The 25,011-nt window shown below is 61.1% G+C and carries 15 protein-coding genes; 8 read left to right on the top strand and 7 right to left on the bottom strand.

Features of this window, described 5'->3' with window-relative positions; all coding sequences use genetic code 11:
- Positions 1-7 precede the first annotated feature (7 nt).
- Together AOA61_RS01680 and AOA61_RS01685 are read right to left on the bottom strand one after the other, a co-directional pair.
- Complete coding sequence (locus tag AOA61_RS01680) at positions 8-1,615, bottom strand: carboxyl transferase domain-containing protein (protein ID WP_099600982.1); 1,608 nt, start codon at positions 1,613-1,615, stop codon at positions 8-10.
- Positions 1,616-1,626: 11 nt separating this feature from the next.
- A complete protein-coding gene (locus tag AOA61_RS01685; RefSeq protein ID WP_032889830.1) occupies positions 1,627-2,790 on the bottom strand; it encodes an isovaleryl-CoA dehydrogenase in 1,164 nt (387 codons plus the stop codon).
- A gap of 151 nt (positions 2,791-2,941) precedes the next feature.
- Here AOA61_RS01685 and AOA61_RS01690 point away from each other — a divergent pair, with 151 nt between their 5' ends.
- Positions 2,942-4,576, top strand: coding sequence for an AMP-binding protein (locus AOA61_RS01690; RefSeq protein ID WP_099600983.1), 1,635 nt, complete (start codon positions 2,942-2,944; stop codon positions 4,574-4,576).
- Between the two features lie 81 nt (positions 4,577-4,657).
- Positions 4,658-9,820, top strand: a complete 5,163-nt coding sequence (locus AOA61_RS01695) for an NEL-type E3 ubiquitin ligase domain-containing protein (protein WP_099600984.1) — start codon at positions 4,658-4,660, stop codon at positions 9,818-9,820.
- 550 nt (positions 9,821-10,370) lie between these two features.
- Here AOA61_RS01695 and AOA61_RS01700 read toward each other — a convergent pair.
- The 3 genes from AOA61_RS01700 to AOA61_RS01710 form a co-directional block, all read right to left on the bottom strand.
- Positions 10,371-11,285 carry a hydroxymethylglutaryl-CoA lyase gene (locus tag AOA61_RS01700; RefSeq protein ID WP_032889827.1) on the bottom strand — a complete coding sequence of 305 codons (915 nt, stop codon included), beginning with the start codon at positions 11,283-11,285 and terminating at the stop codon, positions 10,371-10,373.
- Positions 11,286-11,301: 16 nt separating this feature from the next.
- Positions 11,302-11,694 (bottom strand): MerR family DNA-binding transcriptional regulator, encoded by a 393-nt coding sequence (locus AOA61_RS01705; RefSeq protein ID WP_032889825.1) that lies wholly within the window; start codon positions 11,692-11,694, stop codon positions 11,302-11,304.
- Positions 11,695-11,810: 116 nt separating this feature from the next.
- A complete protein-coding gene (locus AOA61_RS01710; protein ID WP_095184407.1) occupies positions 11,811-12,746 on the bottom strand; it encodes a LysR family transcriptional regulator in 936 nt (311 codons plus the stop codon).
- 166 nt (positions 12,747-12,912) lie between these two features.
- Between AOA61_RS01710 and AOA61_RS01715 the strand changes: the two genes are divergently transcribed.
- A complete protein-coding gene (locus AOA61_RS01715; RefSeq protein ID WP_099600985.1) occupies positions 12,913-14,142 on the top strand; it encodes an acyl-CoA dehydrogenase in 1,230 nt (409 codons plus the stop codon).
- Between the two features lie 133 nt (positions 14,143-14,275).
- On the opposite strand, the gene AOA61_RS01720 is transcribed toward AOA61_RS01715, so the two are convergent.
- Together AOA61_RS01720 and xthA are read right to left on the bottom strand one after the other, a co-directional pair.
- Positions 14,276-15,610 (bottom strand): substrate-binding domain-containing protein, encoded by a 1,335-nt coding sequence (locus AOA61_RS01720; RefSeq protein WP_099600986.1) that lies wholly within the window; start codon positions 15,608-15,610, stop codon positions 14,276-14,278.
- A 142-nt stretch (positions 15,611-15,752) separates the two neighbouring features.
- Positions 15,753-16,565, bottom strand: coding sequence for an exodeoxyribonuclease III (xthA, locus tag AOA61_RS01725; RefSeq protein ID WP_099600987.1), 813 nt, complete (start codon positions 16,563-16,565; stop codon positions 15,753-15,755).
- Positions 16,566-16,733: 168 nt separating this feature from the next.
- Here xthA and AOA61_RS01730 point away from each other — a divergent pair, with 168 nt between their 5' ends.
- The 5 genes from AOA61_RS01730 to AOA61_RS01750 all read left to right on the top strand — a co-directional run bounded on the left by AOA61_RS01730 (position 16,734) and on the right by AOA61_RS01750 (position 25,003).
- Positions 16,734-17,378 carry an N-acetyltransferase gene (locus AOA61_RS01730; RefSeq protein WP_032889813.1) on the top strand — a complete coding sequence of 215 codons (645 nt, stop codon included), beginning with the start codon at positions 16,734-16,736 and terminating at the stop codon, positions 17,376-17,378.
- Positions 17,379-17,442: 64 nt separating this feature from the next.
- Entirely contained in the window at positions 17,443-19,170 is a 1,728-nt protein-coding gene (locus AOA61_RS01735) for an autotransporter assembly complex family protein (protein ID WP_032889811.1), read from the top strand.
- Entirely contained in the window at positions 19,170-22,853 is a 3,684-nt protein-coding gene (locus AOA61_RS01740) for a translocation/assembly module TamB domain-containing protein (RefSeq protein WP_099600989.1), read from the top strand. Before AOA61_RS01735 ends, AOA61_RS01740 begins: the two co-directional genes overlap by 1 nt.
- 228 nt (positions 22,854-23,081) lie before the next feature.
- Positions 23,082-23,552, top strand: a complete 471-nt coding sequence (locus AOA61_RS01745) for a MarR family winged helix-turn-helix transcriptional regulator (protein WP_095184411.1) — start codon at positions 23,082-23,084, stop codon at positions 23,550-23,552.
- The gene (locus AOA61_RS01750) at positions 23,552-25,003 is read left to right on the top strand and encodes an efflux transporter outer membrane subunit (protein WP_099600991.1); all 1,452 of its coding nucleotides are present in this window, start codon (positions 23,552-23,554) and stop codon (positions 25,001-25,003) included. Before AOA61_RS01745 ends, AOA61_RS01750 begins: the two co-directional genes overlap by 1 nt.
- Positions 25,004-25,011: the final 8 nt, after the last annotated feature.

Genomic DNA, 25,011 nt, shown 5'->3' on the forward strand with positions numbered 1-25,011 from the left:
GCTCCGATTACATGCGGAACACGCCGAAGCGGCTCGGCTCGATAGGGGCGTTCAGGGAGGCGGACAGCGCAAGGGCGAGCACCTCGCGTGTCTGCTGCGGATCGATGACACCGTCGTCCCACAGGCGCGCGCTGGAGTAGTAGGGGTGGCCCTGGGTTTCGTACTGATCGAGGATCGGCTGCTTGATCGCGGTCTCTTCTTCAGCACTGAATGCATTGCCCGCACGCTCGGCCTGCTCACGCTTGACCTGCACCAACACCCCGGCGGCCTGCTCGGCGCCCATGACCCCGATGCGTGCGTTGGGCCACATCCACAAAAAACGCGGGTCGTAGGCGCGGCCGCACATGCCGTAGTTACCGGCGCCGAAACTGCCGCCGATGATCACCGTGAACTTCGGCACCTTGGCGCAGGCCACGGCGGTGACCAGCTTGGCGCCATGCTTGGCGATGCCGCCGGCTTCGTATTTCTGGCCGACCATAAAGCCGGTGATGTTCTGCAAAAACAGCAGTGGAATCCCGCGCTGGCAGGCCAATTCGATAAAGTGCGCGCCTTTTTGCGCCGCCTCGGCAAACAGAATCCCGTTGTTGGCCAGGATCGCAATCGGGTAGCCGTGCAAGTGCGCAAAACCGCACACCAGTGTTGTGCCGAACAGCGCCTTGAATTCATCGAACACCGAACCGTCCACCAACCGTGCGATCACTTCGCGCACATCGAATGGCTGCTTGGCATCCGCCGGGATCACGCCGTACAGCTCATCGCTGCTGTACAACGGCGCCACTGGCGCGCGTTGCACCAACTGGCCCTGCTTGCGCCAATTGAGGTTGGCCACACTGCGTCGGGCCAGGGCCAGGGCGTGTTCGTCGCTGTCGGCATAGTGGTCGGCCACGCCGGATATCTTGCAGTGCACATCGGCCCCACCGAGGTCTTCAGCGCTGACCACTTCGCCCGTGGCGGCTTTCACCAGCGGTGGGCCGGCAAGGAAGATGGTGGCCTGCTGGCGCACCATGATCGCTTCGTCCGCCATGGCGGGGACATAGGCGCCACCGGCGGTGCACGAGCCCATCACTACCGCAATCTGTGGGATGCCTTGGGCGCTCATATTGGCCTGGTTGAAGAAGATCCGCCCGAAGTGCTCGCGGTCGGGGAATACTTCATCCTGGCGCGGCAGGTTGGCGCCGCCGGAGTCCACTAGGTAGATGCACGGCAGGCGGTTCTGCTCGGCGATGGTCTGGGCGCGCAGGTGCTTTTTCACGGTCAGTGGGTAATACGAACCGCCTTTCACCGTTGCGTCGTTGGCGACGATCATGCATTCGACGCCTTCCACGCGACCGATCCCGGCGATTACCCCGGCTGCAGGCACGTCTTCGCCGTACACCTGATGGGCGGCCAATTGGCTGAGTTCAAGGAACGGCGAGCCCGGATCGAGCAGGCGATTGATGCGCTCACGGGGCAGCAATTTGCCACGTGAGGTGTGCCGCTCCTGCGCCTTGGCGCCGCCGCCTTGTTGCACATGGGCGAGCAAGGTGTGCAGGGCGTCGACCTGTTGGCGCATCGCCGCGCTGTTGACGGCAAACTCCGCCGAGCGCGGGTTGAGTTGAGTGTGCAAGGTGGCCATGGGGCGCTCCTTCAGCGAGTTTCGTTGAAGAGTTCACGACCGATCAGCATCCGCCGAATCTCACTGGTGCCGGCGCCGATTTCATACAGTTTGGCGTCGCGCAGCAGGCGGCCGGCGGGGAATTCATTGATGTAGCCGTTGCCGCCGAGAATCTGGATCGCGTCCAGGGCCATTTGTGTGGCGCGTTCGGCGCTGTAGAGGATCACCCCGGCCGCGTCCTTTCGCGTGGTTTCGCCGCGCTCGCAGGCCTGGGCCACGGCGTAGAGGTAGGCGCGGCTGGCGTTGAGTTGGGTGTACATGTCGGCGACCTTGCCCTGGATCAGCTGGAATTCGCCGATGCTCTGGCCGAACTGCTTGCGGTCGTGGATGTAGGGAACGATCAGGTCCATGCAGGCCTGCATGATCCCGGTAGGGCCGCCGGACAGCACCACACGCTCGTAATCGAGGCCGCTCATCAGTACTTTTACGCCGCCGTTGAGCACCCCGAGGATGTTTTCCTCGGGCACTTCGACGTCATCGAAAAACAGTTCGCAGGTGTTGGAGCCGCGCATACCCAGCTTGTCGAATTTGCTGCTGCGGCTGAAGCCCTTCCAGTCGCGCTCGACGATAAACGCAGTGATGCCGTGAGGGCCTTTTTCCAGGTCGGTCTTGGCATAGATCACGTAGGTGTTGGCGTCGGGACCATTGGTGATCCAAGTCTTGCTGCCGTTGAGCACGTAGCGGTCGCCGCGCTTGTCGGCGCGCAGTTTCATAGAGACCACATCGGACCCGGCGTTCGGCTCGCTCATGGCCAGAGCGCCGACGTGTTCGCCACTGATCAGTTGGGGCAGGTATTTGAGTTTCTGTTCGTGATTACCGTTGCGGTTGATCTGGTTCACGCACAGGTTCGAGTGTGCGCCGTAGGACAGCGCTACAGACGCTGAACCACGGCTGATCTCCTCCATGGCCACCACATGGGCCAGGTAACCCAGGCCGGCGCCGCCGTATTCTTCGGCCACGGTAATGCCCAGCAGGCCCATGTCACCGAACTTGCGCCACAGGTCGGCGGGGAACAGGTTGTCACTGTCGATCTGAGCCGCGCGAGGCGCGATCTCCTTGGCCACGAAGGACTGCACCTGGTCGCGCAGCATGTCGATGGTTTCACCGAGGGCGAAGTTCAGGGACGGGTAACTCATGGACAGGCACCTTAAATATCAGCGTTGTTGTTGTATGGAGGGCTCATCAGAGGAGGGCGCTCACCTTTACGTTAACGTAAGCTTGCGTTGTGGTGCTGTCAATCGTAGTTTACGTTTACGTCAACCTACAAAAAAGACAACAGGGGTCGTTATGGATCAACCGCAGCCGAGCTATAGCCGTGGCGCTCAGGACAAGGCCTTGTTGGCCATGACCATTGGCCAGGCCTTCGATCGCACCGTCGCGCAATACCCGCAGGGCGAAGCGCTGGTAGTGCTTCATCAGCAACGTCGTTATACCTGGCAGCAATTGGCCGAGACGGTTGAACTGCATGCCCGCGCGTTCCTCGCATTGGGCATGCAGACCGGCGATCGCCTGGGCATCTGGGCGCCCAATTGCGCGGAGTGGTGCATCAGCCAGATCGCCAGCGCCAAGCTCGGCGTGATCCTGGTCAACATCAACCCGGCGTATCGCAGCAGCGAGCTTGCCTACGTGCTCAAGCAATCCGGCTGCCAATGGCTGGTGTGTGCCGGTTCGTTCAAGACCTCCGATTACCACGCTATGTTGCAGGAACTGAACCCCGACCTGCGCGGCCTGATCAGCCTTCACCCCGAGCCGCCCGCGGGGTTTATGCCTTGGTCGCAACTGGCGAACCTCGGCGCCAGCGTTGCGCCCGAGCAACTTCACGCGCGCCAGGCCAGCCTGCACTTCGATCAACCGGTCAACATTCAATACACCTCCGGCACCACCGGTTTCCCCAAAGGCGCCACCCTCAGCCATCACAACATACTCAATAATGGTTACATGGTCGGCGAAAGCCTGGGCCTCACCGCGCAGGATCGTCTGGTGATCCCGGTGCCGCTGTACCACTGTTTCGGTATGGTGATGGGCAACCTGGGCTGCATCACTCACGGCACCACCATGATCTACCCCAATGACGGCTTTGACCCGCTGCTGACCCTCACCGGCGTCGCCGAAGAGCGCGCCACCGGCTTGTATGGCGTGCCCACCATGTTCATCGCCATGCTCGATCATCCGGGCCGCGCCGACTTTGACCTGTCCACCCTGCGCACCGGCATCATGGCCGGCGCCACGTGCCCCATCGAAGTGATGCGCCGGGTCATCAGCGAACTGCACATGGGCGAAGTACAGATTGCCTACGGCATGACCGAAACCAGCCCGGTGTCGCTGCAGACCGGCGCCAATGACGACCTGGAACGCCGCGTGGCCACTGTCGGTCGCACCCAGCCGCAACTGGAAAACAAGATCATCGACGAGGCGGGCAACACCGTTGCACGCGGCCAGATCGGCGAACTGTGCACCCGTGGCTACAGCGTGATGCTCGGCTACTGGAACAACCCCGAAGGCACCCGAGAGGCCATTGACGACGCCGGTTGGATGCACACCGGCGACCTGGCCAGCATGGATGAACACGGTTACGTGTGCATTGCCGGGCGCAACAAGGACATGATCATTCGAGGCGGCGAAAACGTGTACCCGCGGGAGCTGGAAGAGTTCTTCTTCACCCATCCGGCAGTGGCTGACGTGCAGATCATCGGCATTCCCGATGCGCGCTACGGCGAAGAAATTGTCGCCTGGATCAAGCTCCATCCTGGCCATGTGGCCAATGCGCTGGAGTTGCAGGCGTGGTGCAAGGACCGCATAGCGCACTTCAAGACGCCTCGGCATTTCAAGTTTGTGGAGGAGTTCCCGATGACGGTGACGGGCAAGATCCAGAAGTTCAGGATGCGCGAAATCAGTCTCCAGGAGCTGCAGGGCGACGCCTGAAACGCGGTGCATGGCTACCGCTTCGGTATGGGGCCCATTGCCTAGAGTGGCGGGATATTCCGCTATCTGAAGGCGATGCACATGACAGACCCAGCCACACCTGACATTGAGGAGGATCAGGGCCCTCACGTCACGGTAATCCGCGACAACACGCCCGGGTGGTACACCGATGCAGTAGACGCGCGTAAAACCGAACTGACCGCCGTGGGACTGCGTATTCCGGATTGGTACAAACAGGCGCAAGCGCCAGCCAAGGAGCGGCTCAAGAAGGTTCACGAGCGCAGTCGGCGCTCGCTGAACCAGCTCGATCAGTTGCTTGGTTCGCTGCAAAATCCGGCGGACTACGCCGAGCCATTACTGGTTGCCGCCATCGAGAAAACGTTCGGTAAACGCCTGGACGTTCGCCAGGTGTTCTATGCGCGCAAGATGGCGAACACCACATGCAACCCCGGACCCGCTGAGTTGGAACCCGACAGCGAGCATGCACTGGCGCCCGAGTTTTATTTCTATAAAGGCCTGAGCCTGCTTGAAGCGGCGCTGAATAACTTCACTGCGAGTGAGGCCACCGCACCGGTGTGCGGTGATTGCCACCTGATCACCTGTTACAACTTTCACAGTTACCGCGTACGCGTCATTCATTCTGCGTGGAGTGTCCAGGCGCAAAAACTGGACATTGACGCCTATCGTTTTGCCCAGTTGTGTCGGGAGCTTGACCTGGGCAAGTCATACTTCGAACACGTGCGTGCCACGATCAATGCGCACATAAACGCGGTGCCAGACGCGCCGCCCGGAAAGCTTTACAGCACGCTGATCACCAGCCATCGAAACCAACTGGAACTGGCCGCTGAGATCGCCTTGATGAAGGCGGATATCGACCCGTCTCAGCATGCGCTGATCAAACAGATCCTGATCGACCCGGTTGGACGCAAATGGGCGGGTGATGATGTCGCGTTCTGTCGATTTCGGCTGCTGGGGCTGGAGCTGGACAGCATCCTGATCATCGGCCCGCGGGTGATGGAGCAGTACCTGGTCAACTCCGAGATCGTGCCTCGGCCGTGCATGGTTTACATCCCCGGCGATCCGCTTTATCCGCTAAAGGCCTATGACAACGTGGGCGCTTTCACCGAAGCACTGACCCTGCGCCTGTGCCGCGCGAAGTACCGCACGTTCTTCAGCCAATTTGTGCCACTGGCCGAGCAGAATGATTTTTTTGCCAAGCTTAAAATGTTGCTTGACCCTGAGGAGGGGTACCGCTTCAGCGATAATTTTGATGCAAACAAGAGAACGCCGATCCAGCGTCAGGGGGACTACGGCAAGGTCTGGAAAGACGTGTGGTACGACAGCGCGCTGCAGCGCGTGCGTTCGATCATGAACAACGCCAGTGCCGGCGCGGTCTCGACCGACGACATCACTACGCGAACCTACAATGCCTGGCTCTGGTCGTGGGGCAGCAAGGCCCTGGATATTCTTAATCTGGCGGCGTTCGTGGTGCCGGTGCTCGGTGAAGTGATGCTGGTGGTGGGGGCGATACAGATGGCTCGCGAGGTGTGTGAGGGCCTTGAGTCATGGTCCGACGGCGACACGCACCAGGCCTGGGCGCATCTCTCGGCGGTGGCGCTGAATGTGGCGGGGCTGGCGGTCCCCAAGGCGCTGACGGTGTTGAAGGACACCGCGTTGGTCAGACGGCTGGTGCATGTCCAGATGGGCGGACGACCGCGTCTGTATGACTTCAGCCCGGGTGCCTACAAGCATCAGGTTACATTCCCGGCCGGTCTTGTACCGCAGTCCGATGGACTCTATCCCCACGAGGGGCGCCTGTACTTGCCGGCTGCAGGTGGCGGCCACTATGAAGTCCAGGCCGCACGGGGCCGCAATGCCTTCACACTGATCCATCCCGACGGTGACACGCGTTATGCACCGCGTATCCGGCATAACGGCGAAGGCGCGTGGGTGCACGAGTTTGAACAGCCTTTGAGTTGGGATCGCACAACCTTGTTGCGCCGTATGGGCCCCCGTGTCGAGCGCCTGAGCGATGACCAGTTGGAGCAGCTTCGGCTGATCAGCGGGGTGTCCGATGATGAACTGCGCCGTATCTATGTCGAGCAGCAACTGCCGCCACCGATATTCAGCGAAACCCTGCGGCGCTTTGAGTTGGCGGGCAAGCACCAGGCGTTTATCGACCAGTTGAGCAGCGATGATCCGCAGGTGTTCGGCCGGGTCGACGCGACCTTGCAATTGAAATTGCTGGTAGACAACGGCCTGTGGCCAAAATCCAGGGTGCTGGTGATCTTTGATGCCGAAGGCAATCTGACCTGGCGTTCTGACCGGGTCAGGACGCGCAGCCAGGTGGTGAAGCTTGATGCCGAGCAGACCGACAGTGGCATGTTGCTGCCAGCTTTTCTCAAACAATTGAGTGAGCCTGAAATCCGTCAACTGCTCGACGAAGAGGCCGTGCTGCACGATCTCCGTACTCGCCTGGATTTTGGTGGGCTGACGGACGAGGAAGGCGATCCCATTCCCCGGCCGGCAAGCCGAGAAGACTTGGAGGCAAAGGCGCAGCTTATGATGCCCGCGCAGCGTACGCCCGAGGCGAGAGCACTCAGGTACCGTGACCGGTTGCTGGAGGTGGCGAAGAACACCCAGGGCAAGCTGTACCGCGAGGAGGTTTTGGCCGGTGATAGGCCCAGCAATACTCATGCACAGCTGATCCAGGACAGCTTCCCCGGACTGCCCCGGCTCGCCGCCGAGGAGCTGGCCAACCACGCCAGCCCCGAGGAGTTGCTGCACCTGGACAGCACATCCCGGTTGCCCCTGCGTCTGGCCGAAGAGGCTCGTTGTTACCTGCAAAAAGCACGGGTCATGCGTGCGCATACCGACATGCTGTTTGACAGTGAATTGACCATGGATGGCGTACACCTGGCGCTGCACAAGCTGGCGGCGCTGCCCGGCCGCCTCGACGGTGTCGGCATCGAGTTGCGTGCAGGCACCTATGACGGGCCGGTGCTGGACCGCATAGGCCGTGCGGACGCCCCGCGACAGCGGCGTCTTGTGCGCGTCAGCATGAAGGAATGGGCGGTGTACCGCGAACCGCAGGTGGCTTCGTACCATCGTGCCGATAAAGACGCGTTCTACAGCGCGCTACTGGTGGCCACCGAGGATCAGGGCCTCGACATGCCGCGAATACGCGAATCGACGCCGACCTTGAAGGCACAGATCACCACTCAGCCGTTGAGCGAACAGGCGAGCCGCCAAGCCCTGCGCCTGCAAGCGATCAAGCCGGGGTTCAAGTCGCCCATGCGCCTGGCCGACGGGCGCATCGGCTACCCGCTCAGCCCGGTGGGCGGCGCGCAGCAATGGCCCTCGGTGTGCGTGATGAAAGCAATGATGCTGTACCCGTCGAAATCCATCGACGCGGTGGTCGAGATGCTGGGGTTGCAAGGCCGTGGCAGTGCGGCGTTGGTGGCCAGGCTCAATCAGCTTGAACAAGAGTTCGCACAGCTAGACCGGGAATTGGTCGCCTGGCAGCAACAGGGTGAGCCCGGTTACCGCAGCGCCAGGCGTCGGGTCAGCGCGACCGTGCGATACGCCTGGCAGCGCGAGTCGGCTACGGCGTTCGCGGCGGATGGCACGTCTATCGGGCATGTCCTGGATCTGTCTGGTGAAGTCATCGACGAGCTTCCGCAGCTCAGCGCCAATATGGACCACGTGGGCCGCCTGACTTTACGGCGCATGGGGCTGTCGGACAGCTCCCTGCCGTTTCTGCAGTCCTTCGGCGGTTTGCGCTGGCTGGACATGCGTGAGAACAACCTCACTCAACTGCCGGAGTTCGCCAATGCGGGCGTTGGGCTGACCAAGCTCAACCTGAGCCGCAACGATATTCGCCTGAACGAGCAAAGCCGAGCGCGCCTGGAAGCCATGCATGGCCTCAAGATTCTAAACCTCTCCGGCAATCGCAACCTGGGATGGACCGCCGACGTGCGCAACATGCGCAGTCTGAACCAGCTGTATCTGAGCGATACCGGGACCACTCGTTTCCCGGCGGGCGTCGAGCAACTGACTCAACTGGCGCGGATCGACCTGCATACCAATCGACTCACGACACTGCCGGAGTACGCGTTCCAGCATCTGGAACGGATCTCTGTGCATGACAACCCCTTTTCGGAGGCTACCCGGGTGCGCCTTCCCGGTGAGTTTCCGGTGAATCAGGCGCAATGGGCAGACCATGTCACCGCCGACGAAGCGCGGGTACTCTGGCTGGCCGATACACCGACGGCGCTGCAGGCCGAGCGCGGGATTCTGTGGGATGACCTGAGTGCCAGTGCCGACTCGGCGCCGTTCTTCACGGTACTGGCCGACACCACACGCAGCGCCGAATATGCCTCACCCAACACTCGTGCAGCCCTGGCGGCGCGGGTGTGGGACATGCTGGAAGCAGCACAGCAAAGCCAAGACATCCGCGAAACGCTCTTCAGCACCGCAGATGATCGAGTCACCTGTGGCGATGGCACCACGGTGGAGTTCATGAACCTTGAAAGGGAACTGATCGGCGCAAGGGCCCTGGCACAAGCGGGGGATGCGCACGCGGAGGGCGCACTGATCAGCACCGCGAAAAAACTGTTTCGCCTGCATCTGGTGGACACCCTTGCGCAACGGGACGTCGAGGCGCGAGGGCCTGGGTTCACCGAGCAGGTCGAAGTCATCCTGGCCTATCGGGTCGGTCTGGCGGACCGGCTGGACCTGCCCGTCAAATCCCGCGGCATGTTGTTTCCCCAGCAAGCCAATGTAAGCCCGGCAGCACTCGACCAGGCCTATACGCAGGTGCTCGCGAATGAGCGGATGGTTGCGGATGAGTCAGCGTTTTTTGCCGAGCGGCGTTTCTGGCAACAGCACTTGCGCACTCGCTACCCTCAGGAGCTTGAGGCATTGACGGCGCCCGGTACCGCGCTGAACCGGGCCAAGGGCGAGGCGCTCGAAGCGGTCTCGGACTGGCAGGCGCTGGAGGATAGCGCGCCGGACAGGGCGCAGTGGCAGGCAACACACACCGAATTGGTCGATAACCTGATGACTGTGCTGGGTAGGCCCAGGGAAGAGATTCTGGTGGATGGCGCGATGCAAAGTGCGTTCTATATCGAGCAGTTCAACCTGCTGCGCGTGGCGCAGTGGGAGCAAGAAGAACAGGCCATGCGCACGCTGACGCGGTCGGTGCTCAACAACGCCGCCGCGGAGCAGGGGACAGAGGTCTGAAAAGGCCATGTGCAGAAAGCACAAAGGGGACCCGAGGGTCCCCTTTAATTTGTCGTTGCGTGCTCTTTTTTATTATTGAAGGGCGGCCTGTTGTTGTTTTTGGTAGCCGTGACCCTTTTACCGCTGTTTTTAGCGACCCCCATGCGGGGTCAAGAGCAAACGTATTTTTTTGAGCGCTGACCTGCTTCTTCGTGACCGATCCAACCAGTGGGTAGCTACCTGAGGTAGTTTTATTTTTCTCTAACCGGTTGCGGGTTTCGGCGAGCCGTACCCTGCGAAGCACATCTTCTCCAAAAAAATCTGTTAGCTGCGTCTCTGCCGTGTTGTTTTTGTTATGTCAGAGTCGTTTCGTCTTATTTTTATTAGGTTTGGCGCTTTTTATTCTTGTTATGCCATAGGGATAGCAGAAGCCGTGCCAACTTTTAAAAATCCTTTAAAATCAGCTGGTTAGTTTTTTGTTCGGATTTGGCTTACGCAAAGTTCGACAAAATATGTTCCCGTGTTACTCGATGTGTAGTCGTGCGGTAACACATTGTCACGGCTGCTCTACTCAAACGGCATTACGGACCTTGGCCACCCGCGAACCCGTAGGGCGGCCTAGGACCTGACTGATTTGCAGGCCTGCGGCAATCAATGCTTGCAGGTCGATGCCGGTGTCGATCCCCAGGCCGTTGAGCAGGTAGACCACGTCTTCAGTGGCAACGTTACCGCTGGCGCCCTTGGCGTAAGGGCAGCCGCCGAGGCCCGCGATAGAGCTGTCGAACACACTGATCCCCTCCAGCAGACTGGCGTAGATGTTGGCGACCGCCTGGCCGTAGGTGTCATGGAAGTGGCCCGCCAGTTTGTCCCGTGGCACCTGCGCACCGACGACATCGAACAGTCGCCGGGTAGAGCCTGCCGTGCCGGTGCCGATGGTGTCGCCCAGGGAAACCTCGTAGCAGCCCATGGCATACAACTCCCGCGCGACTGCGGCAACTTGCTCTGGCGCAATCTCGCCTTCGTAAGGACAACCCAACACGCAGGACACATAGCCGCGCACGCTGATGCCATGTTGCCGGGCTGCAGCCATGATCGGCGCAAAGCGTTCCAGGCTTTCACTGATGGAACAGTTGATATTGCGTTGGGAAAACGCCTCGGACGCTGCCGCAAACACCGCGACTTCTTTCACCCCGGCCGCCAGCGCATCCTCAAAACCCCGCAGGTTCGGTGCCAGTGCGCCATAGGTCACGCCGGGCTTACGCTGGATCTGCGCAAATACCTCGGCCGAACCGGCCATCTGCGGTACCCACTTGGGCGAGACGAAACTGCCAACTTCGATGTAGCTCAAACCCGCCGCGCTGAGGGCGTCCACCAGTTGCACCTTGTCGGCCACGCTGATGGGTTGGGCTTCGTTCTGCAGCCCATCGCGCGGACCGACTTCGACCAGGCGCACATGGGAGGGGAGTGGATTTGATGGGTGGGACATGGCAGTTACCTTCTGATCAATGGCCAGCCTGGCTCATGGTGTGCGCGAGGGCCTGGGTGCAGCGCTCTTCGGCGGTGTCCAGTTCCAGTTTCATCTGTTCGATATCCAGCAACTGTTGCTCAAGCTGCTCGCGGCGCTCTGCGATCTTGGCCAGCATGCTGTTGAGCTGGATGTGGTTGCCGCTGCTGGGGTCGTAGAGTTCGATGAGCTCGCGGCATTCGGCCAGGGAAAAACCGATGCGTTTGCCGCGCAGGATCAGCTTGAGGCTGACCTTGTCTCGTGCCGAATAGATGCGTTCCTGGCCCCGGCGCTCCGGGGTCAGCAGGCCTTGTTCTTCATAGAAGCGTATGGCGCGAGTGGTGATGTCGAGCTCGCGGGCGAGGTCGGAGATGCTGTAGGTGATGCTCATGGCGGCGCTCAAGAAGGTCCTGGCGCTAAGCTAATGGCAGGTTGACGTAAACGTCAAGGCCAGCTTCGCTGACCATAGGGGGCAAGCCCCCTCCCAACAAGGTGCGCGCTTCAACCTCAGGCTTGTTGTTTGTCCAGCTTCTTCTCATGGGCCGTAACCTGCTGGCACAACTCGATCATCTGCTCACGCATCCAGCGGTTGGCCGGATCCTGGTCGGTGCTTTCGTGCCAGTACAGGTGCGTTTCCACCGGAGGCACATCGTTGACCGGCAGGTTGACCCAGTGCAACTCATGGCGCCGTGCGAAGCGTTCGGGCACGGTCATCACCATGTCGGTCTGCTGCAGCACTTGCGAGGCCATCAGGTAATGCTGGGAGCGCAGGGCGATCTTGCGTTGCAGGCCCATCTTGCCCAAGGCCAGGTCGACATGGCCCAGGCCGTTGCGGCGGCTGGAGATGTGGATATGGGTCAGCCCCAGGTAGTCGTCGAGGGTCAGCTTGTCCTTGCCCGCCATCGGGTGGCCCTTGCGCATGGCGCACACGTAGCGGTCTTCCATCAGCTTGACGTGGCGCACTTGCGGGTCGGTGTTGAGCGGCGCATCCACCGCAAAATCCAGGCGCCCGGCGGCCAGTTCCTTAGTGGTTTCGCGGCGCTTGGACAGGAAACTTTCGATCACTACCGTCGGCGCCAGACGGCGCAGGCGCTGGAACAGCGCCGGCAGAATCACCGCTTCGGTGAGGTCGGTCATGCTGATGCGGTAGGTCTTGGCCGCCTGTTGCGGATTGAAGATACGGCTTTCCTGTACCGACACTCGCAGCAACGACAGCGCATTGCGCACCGGGCCGATGATGTTCTGCGCCATCGGCGTGGGCACCATGCCCTGAGCGGTGCGCACAAACAGCGGGTCGTTGAAGGTCTCGCGCAGGCGTGCCAGGGCGTTGGACACCGCCGGCTGGGTGATGCCGACGATCTGACCGGCGCGGGTCAGGTTGGCTTCGGTATAGATCGCGTCGAAGACGATAAAGAGGTTGAGGTCGACCTTGCTCAGATTCATTGGGTTGCGCTCTTATTGTTAGGTGGCGATTTGTTGCGTGCTGAGACGCCGATCATATATCGGTGATGAATGTTAATACACGCCGAGAATAGGCTAGGTAAATTATGAGCGCTGTTCTAGCATCGATTGCATGACCTAAACAACCTCTCAAAGAAGGGAGCTGCTCATGGATTTCGCCTATTCGCCCAAGGTTCAGGAACTGCGTGAACGCGTCACCGCGTTTATGGATGCTTACGTTTATCCGGCCGAGCCGGTGTTCGAACGCCAGGTCAACGAAGGCGACCGCTGGCAGCCCACCGCCATCATGGAAGAGTTGAAAGCCAAGGCTAAAGCCGAAGGCCTGTGGAACCTGTTCCTGCCCGAGTCCGAACTGGGCGCCGGCCTGACCAACCTCGAATATGCGCCGCTGGCCGAAATCATGGGCCGTTCGCTGCTGGGCCCGGAGCCGTTCAACTGCTCGGCACCGGATACCGGCAACATGGAAGTACTGGTGCGCTACGCCAACGAAGAGCAGAAACAACACTGGCTCGAACCGCTGTTGCGCGGCGAGATTCGCTCGGCCTTCGCCATGACCGAACCGGACGTCGCCTCGTCGGACGCCACCAACATGGCCGCCCGCGCCGAACGCCAGGGCGACGAGTGGGTGATCAATGGCAAGAAATGGTGGACCTCCGGCGCCTGCGACCCGCGCTGCAAGATCCTGATTTTCATGGGCCTGAGCAACCCCGACGCGCCGCGCCATCAGCAGCATTCGATGATCCTGGTGCCGGTGGACACCCCCGGCGTGAAAATCGTGCGCCCGCTGCCGGTGTTCGGCTACGACGACGCGCCTCACGGCCACGCCGAAGTGCTGTTCGACAACGTGCGTGTGCCCTATGAGAACGTACTGCTTGGCGAAGGCCGCGGCTTTGAAATTGCCCAAGGTCGTCTTGGCCCAGGCCGTATCCACCACTGCATGCGCTCCATCGGCATGGCCGAACGTGCGCTGGAGTTGATGTGCAAACGCGCGGTCAGCCGTACGGCGTTCGGTAAACCATTGGCACGCTTGGGCGGCAATATCGACAAGATCGCCGACTCACGGATGGAGATCGACATGGCGCGACTGCTGACCCTGAAAGCGGCGTACATGATGGACACCGCGGGCAACAAAGTGGCGAAAAGCGAAATTGCGCAAATCAAGGTGGTGGCGCCAAACGTAGCGCTGAAGGTCATCGACCGCGCGATCCAGATCCACGGCGGCGCAGGCGTCTCCAACGACTTCCCGCTGGCCTACATGTACGCGATGCAGCGCACACTGCGCCTGGCCGACGGCCCGGACGAAGTGCACCGCGCTGCAATCGGCAAGTTTGAAATCGGCAAATATGTGCCTAAAGAGTTGATGCGCAGCGGGCAGTAACACCGCGTCGCCTGTAATCGGGGGCGAGCCCCCTCCCACATTCGACAGTATTCCTACTGGAGATACGCGGTCACCTGTGGGAGGGGGCTTGCTCCCGATGAGGCAGGATCAGGCACTGAAGATCCGGCAGTCCTCAGTACACCCAAACCTCCACCCGCCGATTTTTGATCCGCCCCTCATCCGCCGTATTCGCCGCCACCGGCATCTGCGCACCAAACCCGCGAATATCTCGCAGTACTACGCCGCTCTTGACCAACTCCCGTCGCACCGCCATCGCCCGCAATTTAGACAGCAGCGCCGCCCGCTGCGGATCGTTCTTGGTATCGCCGAATCCCACCAGCGTCACCTTTTTGTCCAGCTTGTCGTGACCCTTGAGATACGCCACCACCCGCTGTACATCCTGGCGCGCCTTGTTATCCAGGCTGGCGCTGCCTTCTTCGAAACGAAAATTCACGGTCAAGCGCTGAGCGTCCCGAGCGATGGCTTGATAGTCATCCGGCATTGTCGGGCGCGGTTCCACGGCCATGGCCTGCACCTGCTGCGCAATAAACCCACTGGCCGCCACAATCGCCTGGCCTTTGCTGCTCTGGGCAAAGTCCACCAGCGCCTTGGCCCAAGGGTTATGGGCCGTGGGCGGCAGGTAAAAGAACAATCGGCGCGACAGCGGGTAATCCTCGGTGGCGATCAGGCTGTTGAGCGGCAACATCGGTTGCGAGTCGCCATCCACAATCGCCACGGCCTTGGCGTGGCGCACGTAGGGCAGCCCAATAAAACCGATGCCCTGAGGGTCCTGGCTCACCGCATCGGACAATGCCTCGCTGGACTCGAAACGCTTGGCCGAAGAAACCAGGGGCTTGGCGCGCAGGCGCAACACCAATTCCTTGAAGGTGTCGTAGGTGCCCGACTGGTCATCGCGGGCGTAGATATGAATCGCGCCGCCGATGCCGCCCAGAGCCTCCCAAGTGCTGACCTCACCGTTGAAGATCTGCGCCAGTTGCCCGGTATTCAGGGTATTCAGCGGGTTCTGCGGGTTGAGGATGATTGCCAGGCCGTCGATGGCGATCACGTGTTCGGCGTCGGGGCTTTTCAAGTCACCAAGCGGTTCAAGGTCTACCAGTTCGCTGTCCTTGATCGGTCGGGACGAGGCCGCAAGGTCGGCGCTGGTTTTCTTCAGGGCGGCAAAGCCTGTGCTGGAACCGTGGGCTGCGACGTCGATAGTCACCGTTTTGCCCTGGCGTGTCTTGCCGATCACGCGCTGTTCATTGGCACCCTCGGCAGGTTCGCTGTGCACGTTCTGCAACCCTTGATGCTCCATCAAACCCTTGGCCAATGCCGGGGCCAGCGCCGCGCCAATGGTGTTGGAGCCCTGGATTCGCAAGGCCGGGCCTTGATCGGGAACGGGTAGGGGGGCAGCCACAACGGAGAGGGAAAATGCGCAACACAACAGGAACAGAACGCGCAGCATCATGCCGGCACCTTCTCAAGCCAAAGGGAGTGCCGCGAGATTAAGTCAGTAGGATTTCAATAATGTGACTGACACTCAAATGATCAAAAGTGTGGGAGGGGGCTTGCCCCTTCTCCCACATTTGACCCGAGTACAGTCAGGGGGATCAGCTCAGTTCAAGCCAGATCGGCGCATGGTCCGAGGGTTTTTCCAAACCACGCAGGTCGTAATCCACGCCGGCATCCTTGACCCGTGGCAGCAAACCGTTGGAGGCCATGATCAGGTCGATTCGCAGCCCACGCTTGGGCTCATCTTCAAAGCCGCGGCTGCGGTAGTCGAACCAACTGAAGCGGTCGGCCACGTCCGGGTTGAGGTGACGGAAGCTGTCCACCAGGCCCCAGTTTTTCAGGCGGGCCATCCATTCGCGCTCTTCGGGCAGGAAGCTGCACTTGCCAGTTTTCAGCCAGCGCTTGGCGTTGTCGGCGCCGATGCCGATGTCGCAGTCTTCCGGGGAAATATTCACATCGCCCATCACCACCAGCGCCTGATCGTTGCTGAACTGGCTTTCCAACAACTGTTGCAGGTCTTCGTAAAAGCGCTGCTTGGCGGGGAATTTGGTTGGATGGTCGCGGCTTTCACCCTGTGGGAAATAGCCGTTCATGATGGTCACCGGGTTGCCGTTTTCATCGGCGAAGGTGCCCCAGATAAAACGACGCTGGGCGTCTTCTTCGTCATTGGCAAAGCCTTTGTGAAGGCTCAACGCAGGCTGACGCGAAAGCAGCGCCACGCCGTAGTGGCCTTTTTGGCCGTGGTAGTAAACGTGATAGCCCAGTGCTTGTACTTCGGCCAGAGGAAACTGGTCGTCGTGGACCTTGGTTTCCTGCAGGCCGATTACATCGGGTTGATGCTTTTCAATCAGCGCCGCCAGCTGATGGGGGCGGGCGCGCAGCCCGTTGATATTGAAGGAGACGATTTTCATGGTCGGCGGTCCAGTCTGGCAAAAGGGCGATGCTAGCGGACAAGTCGGACGGGGGCCAGCGTGGCGGTAGGACAGATGCGCTGCTAATGTCTGGGAACGACTGGTGCTGCGTAGGTTCGTACCCATAAGAACGCCATCTATTGAGTGGCGCCCAGGGAGATTGATTGTATGACTGACACTGCCATTGGCGAAGTTCGCTTGCTCAACAGCGGCTATTCCCGCGAGGCCCGCTCCCTGCTGTACCAGGCCTATCGGCATGAGCCGACGTTTGCCTACATCTTCGAAGCCGAACGCCCAGGTTATGAGCAGCGGGTACGCGCCACCGTGCGGGAGCTGGTCAAGCAGCATTTCTTTCAAAAACTTCCGGCGATCGGTTTGTTTGTGAATGATCGGCTGATCGGCATTGCCTTGATCGCACCCCCGCAACGGCGCCTGGGGATCACTGAGAGCTGGGCGTGGCAACTGCGCATGTGGCTGAGCACTGGCGTGCGCGGTACGCGGCGTTATCTTGATTATCATCACGCCGTGCTGGCGTGCCTGCCGAGCGAATCGGTGCATGTGCTGCCGCTTTTGGGCATTCACCCGCAGTTCCAGGGCAAACACTACGGTGAACAGTTGCTGGAGGCGGTGCACAACTGGTGCGCCGAAGACCCGCACTCTTCGGGTGTGGTGCTGGACACCGGCAATTCCCGCTACCTGGATTTCTACAAGCGCCAGGGCTATGAGGAAATCGGCGAAGTCGCTGTAGGGCCTATCCTGGAGCATGTCTTTTTCCACCCCAATCCCCAGCTGTTACATGCTGCAACGGCTTAATGCAGAATTTTTCAGAATCGTCTGAGTTCTAAGTTTTCCCCCAGCTCGTGTAGCATCCGCGCCTATGAAGTTTCCAGGAAGATTTACCAGCGGCTTGGTTCTGCTGTTCACAAGCTGCGGCGCATTTGCGCTAAGCGAATTGGACGTGCGGATCAAACCCTCAAACGACGCGTTGAAAGCCAACATTGAAGGCTACATCGGCGGGGTTGGCGATCGTGACGAAGAGGCCTTGCTGCGGTTCAGCCGTGGTGCCGAAGAGCAGGCGCGCAAAGCGGCGCAGGCACTAGGCTTCTATCAGCCAAACATCGACAGCGAGGTGAAAGGCGGCAAGAACCCGCGCCTGATCCTCCGCGTCGACCCCGGTGAACCGGTGCATTTACGCAACGTGACTATTCGGGTCGACGGCGAGGCTGCGAACCTTAAGTCTTTTCGCGTGCCTGCCAGCGATGACCTTATCTCCGGCGCCGTGCTCAACCACGGCCACTACGAAGACGCCAAGCGTCTGATCCAGAATCAAGCCTCGCGCTACGGTTTTTTCAGCGGGCGCTTTACCAGCCAGAAACTCGCGGTGGACCCACAAGCAGGCGTCGCCGATATCGAACTCATTTATGACAGCGGCCCACGCTACAGCCTGGGCAAGGTCAGCTTTGCCGGCGACACGCCGTTTGATGACGAACTGCTGCAACGCATGGTGCCGTTCAAAAACGGTGACCCCTACGATTCCGAACTGATCGCCGAACTCAACCAGAACCTGCAAGCCAGCGGCTTTTTCGAAGGGGTGCGCGTGGATGCCAGCCCCACCGCCTCGACCCAAGACGTGATCCCGGTGGCCGTCAATCTGGACACACGCAAGCCCCGCACCATGGGCCTGGGCCTGGGTTACTCCACCGACGTCGGTCCGCGCGGCAAGGCCAACTGGACCCGTCACTGGGTCAACCCCCAGGGACATAGCTATGGCTGGGAAGCCGAACTCTCGGCTCCGCGCCAGAACGTCGGCCTCTGGTACGACATTCCGCTGGACCCGCCGCTCACCGACAAACTGCGCTTCGCTGGCGGCTACCAGAATGAAGAACTGGCGAACACCGACACCCTGAGTAAATTGCTTACCGTCGGCCCCGAATGGCACAGCAAGTTGCCCAGTGGCTGGACACGGGTGATTTCTCTCAAGTACCAGCGCGAAGAATATCGCCTGGGCAACGACTCCGGCCTGAGTAACCTGCTGATGCCTGGCATCAGTTATTCCTACCTGCGCAGCGATAACCGCATCGACCCCCACAACGGCTACCGCCTGCAATTCGACACGAAGGTGGCGAAGGAAGGCCTGGGCTCCGACACCAACTTGCTGTACGGGACGGCCATGGTCAAAGGCCTGACTACCCTGTGGGACAATCATCGTTTCCTGGCGCGGGCGCAGTTCGGCGGCAGTGCCACCAATGGCTACAAGTCGGTGCCACCGTCGTTGCGCTTCTTTGCCGGTGGCGATCAGAGCGTGCGCGGTTATGAGTACCAGACGCTGTCGCCCGAGAACGACCAAGGTGATCGCATCGGTGGCCGCTACATGGTGGCCTTGAGCGCCGAGTATCAATATTCCATCGCCGAAAAATGGCGGATCGCGACCTTCATCGACCAGGGCAACTCGTTCAACACCCTGGAACTGCCCAGCCTGAAAACCGGCGTGGGTGTCGGTATCCGCTGGGTATCGCCGGTGGGGCCAATCCGCCTCGACCTGGCCCATGCCCTGGAAGACCCGGGCGGCGTTCGTTTGCACTTTTCCATGGGGCCTGAGCTGTGATGCGTGGTTTGAAAATAGCGGGGCTGGCCGTGGTGGCGATCCTCGCCGTGCTGTTGCTGGCACTGTGGGCGGTACTGGGCAGCCAGGCGGGCAGCCGCTGGGCGTTGGGCCAAGTGCCGGGTTTGAGTGTGGAGAATTTCCAGGGCCGTTTGGGCGGCCAGTGGAGCGCCGATCATCTGCTGTGGCAGCAAGACACCAGTCGCGTGGAACTCAAGGCGCCCGCGTTCGAGTGGTCGCCAGCCTGCCTGTTGCGCATGACCTTGTGCATTGACCGGTTTGATGTGGATCAGGTCATTCTGCAATTTCCACCCAGCACCGAAGAAAGCAGTGGCCCCCTTGTACTGCCAGATCTGAAATTGCCGGTTGCTCTCCAGTTAGGCGACGTTCGCGTCGGTAGCCTGGTGTTCAACGGCAGCGAAGAGCTTAAAGGCCTGCAACTGGCGGCGCATTGGACCGCCGCCGGGATGCAGATCGACTCAGTGCATCTGCAGCGCGACGATCTGGTGCTGGACCTGTCTGGCCTGTTGCAACCCACTGGCGACTGGCCGTTGACCGCCAGCGGAAACTTGAGCCTGCCCTACGCGCCCGGCGGCGCGCCCTGGAAAGTTGCCCTTAAGGTCGACGGCGACCTGCTCAAGACCCTCAAACTCGACGCCGACAGCAGCGGCTACCTGCCGGCCAAACTGCAGGGCGAGCTGCAACCCCTGGCTGAAAACCTTCCGGCCCAGTTGCACATCACCGCTGACGGCTTCAAGCCCAGCGCCGATCTGCCCGACACCCTGCAACTCAATCAACTGGACCTCACCGCCAAGGGTGATCTGAAAAACGGCTACCAACTGCTCGGCAAGGCCGTGCTACCGGCAGAGAAAGGTCCGGTGGACCTGCTGCTGCAAGGCAAAGTCGACGCCAACGGCGCGCAAATTGCGGGCCTGGACCTTAATGCCGGTGACAAGCAAAGCCTCAAGCTGAGTGCCAACCTGGATTGGCAACAAGGCTTCACAGCCGATGCCAGGATTGACTGGCTCGACTTCCCCTGGCATCGCCTCTATCCCGTGATCGACGAACCCCAAGTGACGGTGCGTACGTTCAACGGCGAGATTTCCTATAAAGACGGCAACTACCTGGGCAACCTCAAGGCCGACCTCGACGGCCCGGCCGGCAAGTTCAATGTGGTCACGCCGTTCAGTGGCGACCTCAAGCAAGTCTTCCTGCCCGAGCTGAAACTCACCGCCGGTCAAGGTAAGGCCGAAGGCCACCTGAACCTGCAGTTTGCCGATGGCATCGCCTGGGATACCGCGCTGGACCTGTCGGCGCTCAATCCGGCGTACTGGGTCGCTGAACTGCCGGGTACGTTGGCCGGTCCGCTGCGCAGCAAGGGCGAGTTCAAGAACGAGCAACTCAAGCTGAATGCCGACCTCGACCTCAAGGGCCGCCTGCGGGGCCAAACCGCCGTGCTGGCGGCCAAGGCCGAAGGTGCAGGGGAGCAATGGACCCTGGCCAACCTGGATATTCGCCTGGGTGACAACCGCATCAACGGCAGCGGCAGCCTGCAACAACGCCTGGCCGGGCAGATCGACATCAAGCTGGCGCGCCTCGCCCAGCTCTGGCCGCAGTTACGCGGGCAGATCAATGGCCGCCTCGACGTAGCCGGCAGCCTGAACGCGCCTCAGGGCAAACTCGACATCAAGGGCCAGCAACTGGCGTTTGCCGACAACCGCCTGCAAAGCCTCAGCCTCGGCGCTACCCTCGACAGCGCCCAGCGCGCCAAGATCGACCTCAAAGGCAGCGGTATTCAAAGCGGCGACACCCAGATCGGCACCCTGACCGCCAGCGCTCAAGGCGACATCAAGAACCAGAAGGTCCAGCTCGACTTGGCCGGTCCGCTGGTCAAGCTGGCCCTGGCCCTGGACGGCAACCTCGACAAAGGCAACTGGCGCGGGCGCCTGGCCAGCGGGGATGTCCAGGCCGGCGGGCAGGATTGGAAGCTGCAAGCCCCGGCGAAAATCGACTACATGGCCGACGGCAAGCTGACCTTCGCGGCGCACTGCTGGGTTTCCGGCGGCGCCAGCCTGTGCGGCGAAGACCAGCGCCTGATGCCTGAGCCCAAGTTGCGTTACCACCTCAAGCAGTTCCCAATCGACAGCCTCGCGGCCTTTTTGCCCAAGGATTTTGCCTGGCGCGGCAGGCTCAATGCCGATGTCCAGCTCGACCTGCCCGACAGCGGCCCCAAGGGCTTGATTTCGGTGGATGCCAGCGGCGGCACTTTGCGCGTCAAGGACAAGGACCAGTGGCTGGATTTTCCTTACGACACCCTCAAGCTTGAAACCACCCTCAACCCCAAGCGCATCGACACACAGTTGAACTTCCGGGGTGGCAAGCTCGGTGAATTGCTGTTGCAGGCGCAGATTAATCCGCTGCCGAAGAACAAGCCGATCACTGGCAATTTCAGCCTCACCGGGCTGGACCTGGCGGTGGCACGTCCGTTTGTGCCGATGGTGGAAACCCTCAACGGTAAGCTCAACGGCAACGGCCGGATTTCCGGTGGCCTGCTCGCGCCGCAGATCAACGGCAATGTGAACCTGATCGGCGGTGAAGTCTCTGGTCCGGAGTTGCCCGTCAGCCTCGAAGGCCTGAACGTGCAGGCTCTCATCGCCGGCGAAAGCGTGCAGCTCAATGGTGGTTGGCGCAGTGGCAAAGCCGGGCAGGGCAGCCTCAAGGGCCAGATCGACTGGGGGCAGGCCCTGGCCGTGGACCTCAGTCTGCAAGGCTCGCAATTGCCGGTCACAGTCGAACCCTACGCCACGCTGGAAGTGGCGCCGGACCTGAAGATCACCTTGAAGGACGACAAACTGGCGATTGCCGGCAAAGTGAAGATCCCGCGTGGCGACATCACCGTGCGCGAATTGCCGCCGTCGACGGTCAAGGTCTCGGACGACACTATCATCGTCGGCAGTCAGACCGAGGAGGGCAAGCCAGCGATGGCCATGGCCATGGATATCGACGTGGCAGTGGGCGAAGACCAGCTCAACTTCTCAGGCTTCGGCCTCACCGCCAAGGTGCAGGGTCATGTGCATATCGGCGACAACATGGACACTCGTGGTGAGCTTTGGCTCAACGATGGCCGCTACCGCGCTTACGGTCAGCGGCTCAATGTGCGGCGGGCGCGCTTGCTGTTTGCCGGCCCTCTGGACCAGCCGTTCCTGGACATCGAGGCAGTGCGTGTCACCACAGAGCCGTCCCGGACCGTGACCGCCGGTATTCGCCTGAGCGGCAGCGCCGAGCAACCGACTACGCAGATTTTCTCCGAGCCGGCGATGGCCCAAGAGGATGCGTTGTCGTACTTGGTACTGGGGCGTTCACGCACCACCACTGGCGAAGACAACAACATGCTCGCCGAAGCGGCGCTGGGCCTGGGTTTGATGGGCAGCGCCGGGGTGACCTCGGACATCGCCACCAAGTTGGGCATTCAGGACTTCGACCTCGACACCCAGGGCAGCGGCAATAACACCGCCGTGGTAGCCAGCGGCAAGATCACCGAGAAGCTCAGCCTGCGCTATGGCGTGGGCGTGTTCGAACCGGCCAGCACCATTGCCTTGCGCTACCTGCTGAGCAAGAAGGTATACCTGGAGGTGGCGAGTGGCGTGGCCAGTTCCCTCGACATTTTCTACAAGCGCGATTTCTAAGTCCTAGTTGGTCAAAAAATGTGTGAGGGGGCTTGCCCCCGATTGCGGTGTGACAGTCAGCAGATGTAGTGACTGACACACCGTGATCGGGGATAACCCCCCTCACACATTTGCTCCCGCCTGTCGTCGAATTAGCAAGCAAGCTAATTATTCCATTTGACATTCGCTGCCTAAGCAGTAACATCTCGTCATACATTCGCTGCCTAGGCAGCAATAAGGTGACTTTCGATGCCCCATTTCACCCCCGAAAACTTCCACAACTGCCATCTCGGCCTGTTGCTGGGCCGCGCTGCGATCCTCAAGGACCGCATCATCGACACCCATATGGAACCCCACGGCATCACGGCCGCGCAGTTCAAGGTGTTGATCATCATGGCCCAGTTCGGCGTCGACACCCCGGCGGAGCTGTGCCGCAACCTGTCCCTGGACAGCGGTTCGATGACCCGCATGCTCGATCGCCTGGAGCAAAAAAACCTGCTCAGCCGCAAGCGTTCCGAGCTGGACCGACGCCAGGTGCAGTTGGTGTTGACTGCCGACGGCCAGCGCCTGGCGGACATGCTGCCGCACATCGGCGCCCAGGCGCTGAACCAACTGGCGGGCGTATTGGAGCCCGGCGAGTTGGAAACCCTGGAACAGATCCTCAAGAAAATTCTGATAGCTGCGGGTGATCCCATCACCCTTCAGCGGGTAGGTAAATGATGAATCCACGTGCCCTATGCCTAGTGCTGGTCGCCATGAGCATGGCCGGTTGCGCCAATTTCAGCGGCCTCGACACCCAAGGCCAGCGCCTCGACGCCAACACGCTGCAAGCCGGTAAATCCCTGAGCGGCGTGACCCTGTCGAGTGCGGCCTGGCCCAGCGCCGATTGGTGGAAAGGCCTCGGCGACCCACAGCTCGACGGCCTGATCCATGAAGCCCTGCAAAACAGCCCCGACATGCAAGTGGCGAGCGCCCGTGCCCACCAGGCCGAAGCGGCCGCCTACGCCGCCGACGCGTCGCGCATGCCGACCCTGGATGCCAGCGCCGGTGTGACCCGTTCGCGGCTGGCCAAGGATCAGGACCCGCTGGGGCAGGGCGATGCGTACTCCACCGTGCGAAAAATCGGTGCCAGCTTCAACTACACCTTTGACCTCTGGGGTGACCAGCGCGCCGCCTGGGAAGCTGCATTGGGCCAGGCCCGTGCCGCCGAAGTCGATCAACAGGCCGCGCGCCTGACCCTGGCTGCTGATGTGGCCAAGGCCTACAGCGACCTGGGCCAGGCCCATATCGTGCGTGACCTGGCCACTGACGACCTCAAGCGCACCCGGCAAATGCTCGATCTCAGCAAGCGCCGCCTGGATTCGGGCATCGACAGCCACTATCAGTACCAGCAGACCGAAAGCCTGGAAGCCAGCTCCCAATCGCAATTGATCGACGCTGAAAAACAACTGCAGAGTGCCAAGATCGCCCTGGCGGTGCTGCTCGGTAAAGGCCCGGATCGCGGCAATGAGCTGGCGCGTCCCAGCGTGTTGAAACCCGCTGCCGTTGCCGTTCCGTCGGTATTGCCTGCCGAACTGTTGGGCCGTCGTCCGGACCTGATCGCCGCACGGTGGCGTGTAGAGGCGGCGAGCAAGGACATCGCGGCCAGCAAGACGCGCTTCTACCCCAACCTCAACCTGAGCGCGAGCGCCGGGGCCGAGTCGTTGCTGGGGGATGCGATGTTCGGGTCGGCCAGCCGCTTCTTCAATATCGCGCCAACGATCTCGCTGCCGATCTTTGACGGCGGCCGCCTGCGCGCCGGCCTCGATGCCCGCGACGCCGACTACGACCTCGCCGTGGCCCAATACAACAAAACCCTGGTGCAAGCCTTGGGTGATATTGGCAACACCCTTTCGCAACTGCGCGAAACCGGCCGGCAGATCCAGGCCCAGCAACACGCTACCGATATTGCCCAGCAGTCCTACGACACGGTGCTTCAGCGGTACGGCTCCGGGATCGGTAACTACCTGGACGTGCTCAGCATCGAACAGCAATTGCTGCAGGCCCAGCGTCAGCTGGCGACCCTGAATGCCGGGCAGATCGCTCTATCGATTCAATTGATGCAGGCCCTGGGCGGCGGGTTCAACGCCGACAACGTGGCGTCGACCACCCCAGCCACTCGCACGGAATAATTTGAGGT

Source organism: Pseudomonas sp. 2995-1 (assembly GCF_002742505.1).
Classification (GTDB): domain Bacteria; phylum Pseudomonadota; class Gammaproteobacteria; order Pseudomonadales; family Pseudomonadaceae; genus Aquipseudomonas; species Aquipseudomonas sivasensis.

What these genes read in the sequence shown, in the direction of transcription:
- AOA61_RS01680 (WP_099600982.1), bottom strand. Translation starts at nt 1,615, where the DNA reads ATGGCCACCTTGCACACTCAACTCAACCCGCGCTCGGCGGAGTTTGCC.
- AOA61_RS01685 (WP_032889830.1), bottom strand. Translation starts at nt 2,790, where the DNA reads ATGAGTTACCCGTCCCTGAACTTCGCCCTCGGTGAAACCATCGACATG.
- AOA61_RS01690 (WP_099600983.1), top strand. Translation starts at nt 2,942, where the DNA reads ATGGATCAACCGCAGCCGAGCTATAGCCGTGGCGCTCAGGACAAGGCC.
- AOA61_RS01695 (WP_099600984.1), top strand. Translation starts at nt 4,658, where the DNA reads ATGACAGACCCAGCCACACCTGACATTGAGGAGGATCAGGGCCCTCAC.
- AOA61_RS01700 (WP_032889827.1), bottom strand. Translation starts at nt 11,285, where the DNA reads ATGTCCCACCCATCAAATCCACTCCCCTCCCATGTGCGCCTGGTCGAA.
- AOA61_RS01705 (WP_032889825.1), bottom strand. Translation starts at nt 11,694, where the DNA reads ATGAGCATCACCTACAGCATCTCCGACCTCGCCCGCGAGCTCGACATC.
- AOA61_RS01710 (WP_095184407.1), bottom strand. Translation starts at nt 12,746, where the DNA reads ATGAATCTGAGCAAGGTCGACCTCAACCTCTTTATCGTCTTCGACGCG.
- AOA61_RS01715 (WP_099600985.1), top strand. Translation starts at nt 12,913, where the DNA reads ATGGATTTCGCCTATTCGCCCAAGGTTCAGGAACTGCGTGAACGCGTC.
- AOA61_RS01720 (WP_099600986.1), bottom strand. Translation starts at nt 15,610, where the DNA reads ATGATGCTGCGCGTTCTGTTCCTGTTGTGTTGCGCATTTTCCCTCTCC.
- xthA (WP_099600987.1), bottom strand. Translation starts at nt 16,565, where the DNA reads ATGAAAATCGTCTCCTTCAATATCAACGGGCTGCGCGCCCGCCCCCAT.
- AOA61_RS01730 (WP_032889813.1), top strand. Translation starts at nt 16,734, where the DNA reads ATGACTGACACTGCCATTGGCGAAGTTCGCTTGCTCAACAGCGGCTAT.
- AOA61_RS01735 (WP_032889811.1), top strand. Translation starts at nt 17,443, where the DNA reads ATGAAGTTTCCAGGAAGATTTACCAGCGGCTTGGTTCTGCTGTTCACA.
- AOA61_RS01740 (WP_099600989.1), top strand. Translation starts at nt 19,170, where the DNA reads ATGCGTGGTTTGAAAATAGCGGGGCTGGCCGTGGTGGCGATCCTCGCC.
- AOA61_RS01745 (WP_095184411.1), top strand. Translation starts at nt 23,082, where the DNA reads ATGCCCCATTTCACCCCCGAAAACTTCCACAACTGCCATCTCGGCCTG.
- AOA61_RS01750 (WP_099600991.1), top strand. Translation starts at nt 23,552, where the DNA reads ATGAATCCACGTGCCCTATGCCTAGTGCTGGTCGCCATGAGCATGGCC.